The sequence below is a fragment of the uncultured Nitrosomonas sp. genome, assembly GCF_902826915.1.
Taxonomy (GTDB): domain Bacteria; phylum Pseudomonadota; class Gammaproteobacteria; order Burkholderiales; family Nitrosomonadaceae; genus Nitrosomonas.
This window is the reverse complement of record NZ_CADEGP010000038.1, coordinates 18,282-28,620: the sequence shown is the minus strand read 5'-3', so window position 1 is coordinate 28,620 and position 10,339 is coordinate 18,282. Positions and strand designations below refer to the sequence as shown.

Here is a 10,339-nt window from a genome sequence, read left to right as displayed (position 1 = left end):
TAATACAATATTGTTAAACTCAATCAGTTAGTTATGCTTTTTGAGTAAGCTCTAGATATCTGTGTTCGCTATCGTACAGACCAATCTTTCTTAAAAATATATACATATAAAGGAGCGGTGATAGTCATCATCGCTTCAAATTAAAATTAATTGGAGAGTTAAATATGAAAACTATTACATTATTCGCAGGTTTTTTGCTTATGGCTTTTTTATCTTTGGGGACACTAGCGGCATCTAGTAATTTAGACCAAGCAATCCAACATGCTGAAGCTGCGATGAAGTCTGAGAAAGGGAAATCGATTGCTAAACATGCGACAGAAGCAAAAAAATATGCAAATGCGTCAAAAGGTGATTCGGATAAAGTAATTAACCGCAAACACCTTGATGAAGGCATTAAATGCTTGTCTGATGCTATCAAGGAAGGTGAGAGTGATGATGTCAAGGCAGCACAGAAATCTGCAAAAGATGCAGTGGAACATTTTAAGCAAGCTGCAAATTAATCAAAGTACTTTAGTATCTTAACCCCAGATTTTTTATCAGAAATTTTTTAATGATGAGAAAACAGTAGCACAAGCAATTTGAGTTCAAATAATTTTGAATAGATAATTGCAAACACGGACGGCGATAATTTAGGAAACTAGATTATATTCAATAGGTCATCTTCTTTGCTTCCATCATAAATTTTTCTAATGGGAAATCTGGGTTAGAAGATAGCCTGTGAATCTCGCTGTTTTTTGGGTAACAGTAGTGCATTAACAGTAGACGAATTCAAGTGATAACTGAGATCAAGAATATACGGGAATGGTATTGGTCCGAAGTCTTTGGTCCAGGACATCAACGTCGGTACTGATGAGAGTCGGTTCAATTTTTTACTGTGTTTGGTGCTATCGTTAAATTCAAGCGCGTGATCACCCGCACTCGCGAGTGTACCTATGCAGGGCTTGATGCAGCATGGTTGCATAGGAAAATCTTTGAAAATATCAGCAAAAAAAGCGCCTTGTAAACCGACCGAGGAAAATTGTTGAAGATGTGGCGTGGCATCTTGATGTGTCGGATCATCTACGCTTTACTGCTACTAGCCTGCTGCACGTCGGATGGGATTAAACATGACTTTTTAACAGAAACTTTAGATCGTCCAATTGTTGCTTCGTTCTCGATGGGGTTATCATAGTTAATGTCATTCGTCATGCCCATTAAACTATTAAAAACCAATACGAAATATTGTTACTAAGGAGTAAGATCGCATGCTGACGACGACACCAGTGCCTGACGCAGAACAGCATTATAAAAGTATTGCGAATCCTATTAACGTTGATCCTTCAGCACCACTTTTCATAGTGCTTAATGCATCATCGGGTAGTGAGGAGGCTGTCACTGCTCGTGATATTATCGAAGCCGAGTTGAACCAGGCAGGTCGTGAATTTGAGTTGTTCATGGTAACCCGTTCCGAGACTATTGCGGACGTGGCGCGAGACACTGTTCGTCGCGCTCGTAAACGTAGCGGGATAGTAGTTGCCGCTGGTGGCGACGGAACCATTAATGCCATGGTGCAAGCCACCATAGGGAGCGGTTGCCCTTTTGGTGTTATCGCGCAAGGCACCTTTAATTATTTCGGGCGGACACATAACCTACCTGAAGACACAGCCGCAGCTACCAGGATGCTGTTAGGCACGCTGGCTTATCCCATACAAGTCGGGTTTGTCAATGAACGTGTGTTCTTGGTTAACGCCAGTCTAGGACTCTATCCACAATTGCTCGAAGATCGTGAGACTTATAAGCGAAAGCTCGGTCGCAATCGCTGGGTGGCATGGGTATCAGGTCTTTATACCGTGCTACGTTACAATCGTCAGCTAGCCCTAACGATTGAGCACCAAGGGAAAGTCAGCACACTTTATACACCGACACTGTTTGTTGGTAATAACCGGTTGCAACTGGAACAGATCGGTATTGAAGAAGCATCCAAAACTGATAATGGTGAACTCACCGCAATCGCGATCCGTCCGATTAACACGCTTACGATGATCGGGTTGGGTTTTCGTGGCGCATTGGGGCAGCTCGGAGATACCGATCATGTAATGAGTTTTTCGTTCAAGAATCTCTTAGTCAAACCGGCACGGTTTTTTGGGAAAAAGCTTATCAAAGTTGCAACCGACGGTGAAATTACACAATTACGTATGCCGCTTGAGTTTCGCGTTGCCGATCAGGCTCTCTATCTTCTGAAGCCTGCGCCAGCCGCAAAGAAATAATTGTAGTTTATCTATGGCGATGCTTTGGCAAATCTCTGATCTACACTTTGGTACTGAACGGCCAGAGGTTGTGTCCGCGCTGGAAACCCTGATACGCTCAATGCCGCCCGAGTTGGTGGTGTTGTCCGGAGACATTACGCAACGTGCGCGGCGCGTGCAATTTCAAGCTGCGCGGTCGTTTGTGGATCGATTGGGCGTGCCAGCTACCCTCATTATTCCTGGAAATCACGATATTCCACTGTTTAACCTGGTTGGTCGTCTAATAGATCCTTATGCCAACCATTGCCGCAGCTTTGGTCCAGAGCTAGAGCCGGTATACGATTCGCAAACTTTGCTGGTTATTGGTGTAAATACGACACGGCGTTGGCGTCATGTCGATGGCGAGGTTTCAGCAAGTCAACGCGAGCGTGTTGCTCAACGTCTCAGTCGTGCCTCTGAGGAGCAATTATGCATCGTCGTTACGCATCAACCCGTGGCTGTAACATCTAAAGAGGATATAACTAACTTACTGCATGGACACGAAGCTGCAATATACGACTGGTCCAGTGCCGGCGCTGATCTGATACTGGGTGGACATATCCATTTACCCTTTGTGTTACCTTTACACGAGCGCTTTGATAACCTGCTGCGCCATGTATGGGTAGCACAGGCCGGAACTGCAGTGTCTTCTCGCATTCGCAGAGGTGCAAATAATTCGGTCAATTTGATTCGTACTACCGGCAAACTGAATAAATCTCGCACAGCTATGATAGAACGCTGGGATTACAATGATGCAACACGGAGATTTGGTCTCAAGTGCACACATTCTTTGCTGCTTAGTTCTAGGCACTTATGCAATGGCATTAAAATAGTTTGAGACCTTACTAGAATCTAAAGGGGTGCTATTTTTAAGATGTTGGCTAGGTTGTATATTAAGAGCTGAATATCAACATTCTCTCTGCCATATGCATTAGATAGTTGAGGTGGATTTGACTAACTTTGATGTTTCGACTATATTGGAAACATGGAAATTAATATTGCTATTAAAGCGCTCACTGCATTAGCTCATGAAACCCGATTAACTATATTTCGGAAGCTGGTACAGGCAGGAGAATCCGGGATGTCAGCGGGTGCGCTGGCTAGGGAATTACACATTCCAAACGCTACCCTGTCATTTCATTTAAAAGAATTAAACAACGCAGAGTTGGTTACTGCGCGGCAAGAAAGTCGATTTATTTTTTATTCAGCAAACTTTGAAACGATGAACGGGCTTTTGGGTTATCTCACAGAAAATTGTTGCGCTGGTGTTTCATGTACGCCTATAGAAGTCTGGTGTGATGAAGAAAGAAGTTAAATATTTTTATAATCTATTAAGGACGTAATGCGATGAAACGATTTCATGTACATATTGCCGTCAATGATCTGGAAGAAAATATCAGTTTTTATTCTGCGCTATTTGGCGCAAGCCCGAGTGTCAGCAAAACGGACTATGCGAAATGGATGCTGGAAGACCCCTACATAAATTTTGCGATATCAACGAAAAGTGCCAAAACAGGCATAGATCATGTTGGAATTCAGGTTGAATCGGACGATGAACTCAAGCAAATAAATCAGAGGTTAAATGAAGCTTCATTGAGTACGACCGAGCAAACAAATGCTCAGTGTTGTTATGCCGCTTCTAACAAATATTGGACAATCGATCCTCAAGGGATTGCTTGGGAAGCTTATCATTCATTAACTTCCATACCCACATTTGGTCAGGACACCGAAATTTCCGTCAAAAAAGAATCCTGCTGCGTGGCCTGAAATGAACATACTTTTTCTTTGTACCGGAAACTCATGCAGGTCTATTTTGGCCGAAGCAACATTCAATCACATTGCGCCCGAAGGCTGGCATGCAATGAGCGCGGGAAGCAAGCCTACTGGTAAAGTTCATCCTCGCTCGTTAGCCTTGCTTGAGCATGAAAAAATTTCAACAGAAGGACTTTACAGTAAATCTTGGGACGATTTGCCAGTTGTTCCGGATATTGTGATTACTGTTTGCGGGAACGCGGATAAGGATATGCCCCATCTATCTTGGCTCCACTTTACGTACTCATTGGGGCGTTGACGATCCCGCTACAGCCAAGGGCACAGAAGAAGAAATTAATGCAGCTTTTGAAAAGGCCCTATCGAACACTACGCGCCCGTATAGAATATTTCTTCGATTCCAAGTTAGAAGAATTAATAAAAAATAAATCTCCCTCCTTACAGCAAAGATTGGACAGCATAGACCTATCTATCAACGATTAGAAGACAAGTTCTTCATATCGATTTCTATTCAAAAGGACATTCCGAATGCTGATTGCCATTCTGATTTTTATATTCACGCTCGTATTAGTGATTTGGCAACCGCGTGGCTTGGGCATTGGATGGAGTGCTTCCCTTGGCGCCGGGGTTGCTCTTGCCTTGGGTGTAGTTAGTATCAGTGACATTGCAATCGTTTGGGACATTGTTTGGAACGCGACCGCTGCATTTATCGCCATCATAATCATTAGCCTGTTACTGGACGAAGCAGGTTTCTTTGAATGGGCAGCCTTACACGTGGCGCGATGGGGCGGTGGGAACGGGCGTATATTATTCGTCCTTATTGTTTTGCTTGGAGCCGCCGTCTCAGCCCTGTTTGCCAATGATGGCGCTGCGTTGATATTAACGCCCATCGTGATGGCTATGTTAATAGCACTTAGATTTAGCCCGGCTGCAACATTGGCCTTTGTAATGGCGGCAGGATTCATAGCAGATACAGCAAGCTTGCCACTTGTAGTATCCAATCTAGTAAACATTGTTTCTGCTGATTATTTCAAAATCGGTTTTTCCGAGTACGCAAAAATCATGATTCCGGTTAACCTTGCATCGATCATCGGCAGCTTGGCAGTGCTTTATTTGTACTTTAGGCGAAGTATTCCTATGCATCATGACCAAAGCTTACTTAAGGCTCCGAGTGAAGCGATACGGGATTCGGCAACATTTAAGGCTGGCTGGATAGTGCTTACGTTATTACTTATCGGATTTTTTGCATTGGAACCCTTTGGAATTCCGATCAGCTTTGTGGCAATGAGCGGTGCGCTCGTATTATTTCTGGTTGCGGCAAAGGGTCACATTATCAGCACTCGCAAGGTACTGAGGGAAGCGCCGTGGCAAATTGTTATTTTTTCTTTAGGAATGTATTTAGTTGTGTATGGGTTGCGCAATGAAGGTTTAACTGAATACATCGCCAGCTTATTAAATATTTTCGCTGATTACGGATTGTGGGGAGCCACACTAGGAACAGGGTTGCTAGCAGCCTTTTTATCATCCATCATGAATAATATGCCCACAGTGCTAATCGGTGCTTTATCAATTGATGCAAGCAGCGCAACTGGAACAATCAAGGAAGCAATGATTTATGCGAATGTGATAGGCTGCGATCTAGGCCCCAAAATAACGCCCATAGGCAGTTTGGCAACATTGTTATGGCTGCACGTGTTGGCGCGTAAAAATACAGTCATCACTTGGGGCTATTATTTTAAAGTCGGGATTGTTTTGACGTTGCCAGTATTAGTAATTACGCTTTCCGTTCTTGCGCTTTGGCTTAGCATTAAATGAATTTGATAGCTGCGTTGTAGTAGCCGCAGACTGGAGTTGGAGTTATCCCCTTTGAACGGACACATTATGTTCTGTTTAAAGGAGAAGAAATATGACGCAAAACTACAAACCTGCTTACCCACCGGAGTTTCGTCAACAGATGGTGGAATTGCTCGCATTAGGTAAATGCCCCAAGCCCCAAGCAATTATCCAAGGAATTGGGTTGCCACTACACTTCGATACAAACCTGGTGTCGGGCAGCAGGTGTACCCATGAGGTCAAGCCAGGCAATTGCTTCCGCTGCAATATCGAGTGTTACCTCCTTGAGTGCCAACGAGCGGCAGGAGCTAATGGAATTGCGTAAGAAGCTCAAGCGTGTGGAGATGGAGCGTGACATATTGGCAAAGGCTACGGCCTGGTTTGCAAACAACAAAGATCGATGGGGAAGGTGTGCCAATTAATCAAGGCAAACCGGGCCCAATTTCCAGCTCGTGTTCTATGTAAGACACTCGGTGTATCGCACAGCAGTTACTATGACTGGGCAAAACGCACACCCAGCCGACGGGCCATTACCAACTGTCGATTGATCGAGCAGATCATGGCTATATATCGTACAAGCGCAATGAATCGCCAAAAGAAAAGACATACGTTGCCCCGTTTAATGCAGAAGAGCAAGCGGCAATAATCAAAGCTGCTGCAAGATCAATAAAAAACCAGTGCATTGTATTTTTTTTGGACTGGGATGAGAACTTCAGAGCTAATTGCCTTAGAATGGACGGATATCGACTGGAAACGGAAGAAAATAAAGATTAACAAGGCGCGTACTTACGCTGCCAAGAACGACGAATCTACAAAAACAAAATCAAGCAATCGGGAAATAGACATGCTTCCACATGTAGAGGCTGCGCTGATCAATCAAAAGCTGCATACCCTATTACAAGGCGTGAAAGTGTTCTTAAATCTGCACACTAGCAAACAATGGATTGGCGATCAACAAATCAGGAAAGGATTCTGGATTCCATTATTGAAAAAAGAGTGTGTTACAGAAACCCGTATCAAACACGTCACACATTTGCATCAATGATGTTGTCGGCTGGTGAGAATATAGCGTGGATATCTGCGCAAATGGATCATTCTAATGTGTTAATTACAGCTAAAACATATGCTCGATGGATTAACAATAATGAGCAACATGGGACAAAAGCAGTCGAGATGTATGGACAGCATTTGGGCAATATTAATAAATAGTCTGTTGATTTTATGGCAAATAATGGCGGAGAAGGCGGGATTCGAACCCGCGGTACGGAATTACCGTACACACGCTTTCCAAGCGTGCGCCTTAAGCCACTCGGCCACTTCTCCAGGTTGCTGATAAGCAGGGGGCAAAGAATAAACCAGTTCGTGGTTCCGGGCAAATTTGTTTTACGCTGAATAGGTTTGAAGAAATTGAATTCAGTCCAAGTATTTCCAACTAGAAAACGTAGCGCCTTGTCCAATTGTCGTGCCGTCAGGTTTGTGGATATTCCAAATGGTGGCTTGCTCAACTAGAAAACGTTTTCCTGTGCTGGAAATTCTTATGCCGCGATAATCGGAAATATAACCTAGTGTTTTGGCTTGTTCCAGCATGCGCGCACGTTCTTTACGATTGGGTGATTCGGCTGTGAGGCGCGAGGGTGTTTGTGTGAATTGCTGCCAGCTCATCATCCATAAATTGAGAGCCGCTTGATTGCCATAATTTAATATGGGATCGTCTTCCGTGCCATGAGATGCCACGACAAACGCACTATTGAATAATTGCTCGGTTTGTTGCAGTGGCGTGCCGGTGCGTTCGATCAGTTCCAGCTTGATCCAATGCGTGTAACTGTCGAGTAAGTATTGGCACCATTTGACAGCGCTTGGGTTGTTCCAGTGGGTTCGCATTGCTCGGTGAAGGGATGTTGTGATAGAGAATGCTATGAGTGTAACGCACGTGATTGCAGGCTGACAACTGTACACGTTGATTCAGGCTGAACGCTTTTGGTTTTTGTTGGAAGTGACTTAATTTTCTTTTCTCAGCACAGTATTTTTTGTCTGTGGTAGTGTGTCGGGATAATCCTTGCTATAGTGCAATCCGCGACTTTCGTGACGCAGCAATGCACACTGTACAATTAAATCGGCGCTATCGACTAGGTTGCGTAATTCCAGTAGATCACTGGTAACACGGAAGTTGGTGTAGTACTCGTTGATTTCTTCGCGCAATAGTTCAATTCTGTGCTGTGCACGTTGCAGCCGTTTGGTGGTGCGCACAATGCCGACATAATTCCACATAAAACGGCGTAATTCATCCCAGTTGTGTGCAATCACAACTTCTTCGTCAGCGTCTGTGACACGACTTTCATCCCAATCCGGAAGTTTTGGCAATTCATTTGTGGGTTGATTGACGATGTCACTTCCTGCAGCCTGGGCTAACACTAGGCATTCCAATAGCGAATTGCTGGCTAAACGGTTGGCGCCATGTAATCCGGTGTGCGCGGTTTCTCCGATGGCGTATAGGTTGTTCAAATCGGTTTTGCCATGTTTGTCGGTGATTACCCCGCCACAAGTATAGTGAGCAGCAGGAACTACGGGGATCGGTTCTTTAGTAATATCGATGCCCAATTCTAAACAGCGAGCATAAATGGTTGGGAAATGTTCTTTTAAAAAATTGGTAGGCTTATGAGATATATCTAAATAAACGCAATCCAATCCCCTTTTCTTCATTTCAAAGTCGATGGCACGAGCCACAATATCACGTGGGGCAAGCTCAGCACGTTGATCGTGCCATGGCATGAAACGTTCGCCATTGGAAAGCTTTAATAAACCACCCTCGCCACGAACGGCTTCGCTGATTAAAAATGATTTTGCGTGAGGATGATAGAGGCAGGTAGGATGGAATTGAATGAATTCCATATTGGCAATTCGGCAACCCGCCCGCCAGCCCATTGCGATGCCATCACCGGTGGCTGTGTCGGGGTTGGTCGTATAGAGATAAACTTTGCTGCCCCCGCCGGTTGCCAGTACGGTATTTTGTGCCGCAAAGCTTAGTACTTTATCTTTCTTCTTGTCAAGAATGTATGCGCCAACACATTGTTTGTTCTGCTCTTTTGTGCAATCGGATAATTTATCATCGGTTATTAGATCGATAGCGATATGATGCTCTAAAACAGTAATATTCGGGTGTGATCGTATTTTTTGAATTAGGGCTTGTTGTACGGCTTTGCCAGTGGCGTCGCCACTATGGATGATGCGTCGCGTGCTATGGCCTCCTTCTCGGGTCAGATGATAGCCCGTTTCGCTTGTTTGGTCGCTGGTAAAGTTCACACCTTGACTGATCAGCCAATGAATCGCATCAGTTGCATTCTCGATAATGAATCGTGTGATGCTTTCATCACATAAACCGGCTCCGGCAATCAAGGTATCTTGGACGTGTTGCGATGGAGAATCATCATTTGATAGCGCTGCTGCTATGCCACCTTGTGCCCATGAACTGGCTCCTGATTCGGCAGTTTGTTTAGTCACAATACAAATTTTCTTGTGTTGTGCTAAGTGCAGCGCCAGTGAAAATCCGGCTAATCCGCTACCGATAATGAGCGTATCGTAGTTGTTGTCAGTCATTAAATGAGTCTTTGTTTATTATGATTAGTAGGTTGAATAATAACAGACTCAGAATGCCTTAACCCGGATACATTCAGTTTAGTTTCATTGATTAGTTCACTATTTAAATAGTGAACTAATCAATAGGGTTAAGTGTCATTAACACGATAGGCATAGAATTACATAGTTCCCGAGATTCATTTGGATAGGTATACTTGTTCATTTGTGTCATTATGGTATCTATAATGGAACAAGAATAAGGGTAGCAATTCATTCAAAATGCTCAGGGATCAAGTTGTATGAGTGATCGGGAGATCGATCAACAATTAGTAGAACGAGTTCAAGGCGGAGATAAGCATGCATTTGATCTACTAGTCATTAAGTATCAACGCAAGCTGGCTCGTTTATTGTCGCAGTTTATACGCGATTCTGCTGAAGTTGAGGATGTTACGCAGGAAGCTTTTATTAAAGCGTATCGAGCGTTACCATCATTTCGTGGGGATAGTGCTTTCTATACATGGCTATATCGTATTGGCATTAATACTGCGAAAAATTTTTTGGTATCTCAAGGGCGGAAATTGCCAACCTTGCAAGGTTACGATAATCAAGATGCCGAAGACTTTGAGGATAGTGGGCTACTGAAGGAAATGAATACGCCTGAGAGTGAACTGATGAGTCAGGAAATTGCTCAAACGGTGAATAAAACATTGGATTCATTGCCGGAAGAGTTGCGTACGGCGATCGTATTAAGAGAAATTGATGGGCTTAGTTATGAAGAAATTGCCAATATCATGAATTGCCCTATCGGGACTGTACGTTCACGAATATTTCGTGCGCGTGAAGCGATTTCAGAACAATTACGTCCTTTGTTAGGGACAAGTAAAGATAAGAGGTGGTAA

11 protein-coding genes, 1 tRNA gene and 1 pseudogene are annotated in these 10,339 nt (G+C 43.9%); 9 read left to right on the top strand and 4 right to left on the bottom strand.

Going from position 1 to position 10,339, the window contains the following annotated elements:
• Positions 1-164 precede the first annotated feature (164 nt).
• The 7 genes and pseudogenes from smbP (at position 165) to QZV86_RS08210 (ending at position 5,849) form a co-directional block, all read left to right on the top strand.
• Positions 165-500 (top strand): small metal-binding protein SmbP, encoded by a 336-nt coding sequence (gene smbP, locus QZV86_RS08240; protein WP_295626046.1) that lies wholly within the window; start codon positions 165-167, stop codon positions 498-500.
• 744 nt (positions 501-1,244) lie between these two features.
• Complete coding sequence (locus QZV86_RS08235) at positions 1,245-2,246, top strand: diacylglycerol kinase family protein (protein WP_295626043.1); 1,002 nt, start codon at positions 1,245-1,247, stop codon at positions 2,244-2,246.
• A gap of 13 nt (positions 2,247-2,259) precedes the next feature.
• Positions 2,260-3,102: a metallophosphoesterase gene (locus tag QZV86_RS08230; protein WP_295626040.1), complete on the top strand. Its 843-nt coding sequence runs from the start codon at positions 2,260-2,262 to the stop codon at positions 3,100-3,102.
• 147 nt (positions 3,103-3,249) lie between these two features.
• A complete protein-coding gene (locus QZV86_RS08225; RefSeq protein WP_295626037.1) occupies positions 3,250-3,579 on the top strand; it encodes a metalloregulator ArsR/SmtB family transcription factor in 330 nt (109 codons plus the stop codon).
• 32 nt (positions 3,580-3,611) lie between these two features.
• Positions 3,612-4,031 (top strand): ArsI/CadI family heavy metal resistance metalloenzyme, encoded by a 420-nt coding sequence (locus QZV86_RS08220; RefSeq protein ID WP_295626034.1) that lies wholly within the window; start codon positions 3,612-3,614, stop codon positions 4,029-4,031.
• A 1-nt stretch (position 4,032) separates the two neighbouring features.
• Positions 4,033-4,517: pseudogene (locus QZV86_RS08215) on the top strand (arsenate reductase ArsC).
• Between the two features lie 45 nt (positions 4,518-4,562).
• Complete coding sequence (locus QZV86_RS08210) at positions 4,563-5,849, top strand: arsenic transporter (protein WP_295626031.1); 1,287 nt, start codon at positions 4,563-4,565, stop codon at positions 5,847-5,849.
• A 208-nt stretch (positions 5,850-6,057) separates the two neighbouring features.
• Here QZV86_RS08210 and QZV86_RS08205 read toward each other — a convergent pair whose 3' ends face one another.
• Positions 6,058-6,285, bottom strand: a complete 228-nt coding sequence (locus tag QZV86_RS08205) for a hypothetical protein (RefSeq protein WP_295624948.1) — start codon at positions 6,283-6,285, stop codon at positions 6,058-6,060.
• 285 nt (positions 6,286-6,570) lie between these two features.
• On the opposite strand from QZV86_RS08205, the gene QZV86_RS08200 reads away from it, so the two are divergent.
• Entirely contained in the window at positions 6,571-6,912 is a 342-nt protein-coding gene (locus tag QZV86_RS08200) for a hypothetical protein (protein ID WP_295626028.1), read from the top strand.
• A gap of 187 nt (positions 6,913-7,099) precedes the next feature.
• Here the strand turns inward: QZV86_RS08200 and QZV86_RS08195 are convergent.
• The 3 genes from QZV86_RS08195 to nadB form a co-directional block, all read right to left on the bottom strand.
• Positions 7,100-7,190: transfer RNA gene (locus tag QZV86_RS08195), tRNA-Ser, on the bottom strand.
• Between the two features lie 90 nt (positions 7,191-7,280).
• Positions 7,281-7,748 (bottom strand): MEKHLA domain-containing protein, encoded by a 468-nt coding sequence (locus QZV86_RS08190; RefSeq protein ID WP_295626026.1) that lies wholly within the window; start codon positions 7,746-7,748, stop codon positions 7,281-7,283.
• A 117-nt stretch (positions 7,749-7,865) separates the two neighbouring features.
• Entirely contained in the window at positions 7,866-9,461 is a 1,596-nt protein-coding gene (gene nadB, locus QZV86_RS08185) for an L-aspartate oxidase (RefSeq protein WP_295626023.1), read from the bottom strand.
• Positions 9,462-9,739: 278 nt separating this feature from the next.
• Here nadB and rpoE point away from each other — a divergent pair, with 278 nt between their 5' ends.
• Positions 9,740-10,339 (top strand): RNA polymerase sigma factor RpoE, encoded by a 600-nt coding sequence (rpoE, locus tag QZV86_RS08180; protein WP_292918614.1) that lies wholly within the window; start codon positions 9,740-9,742, stop codon positions 10,337-10,339.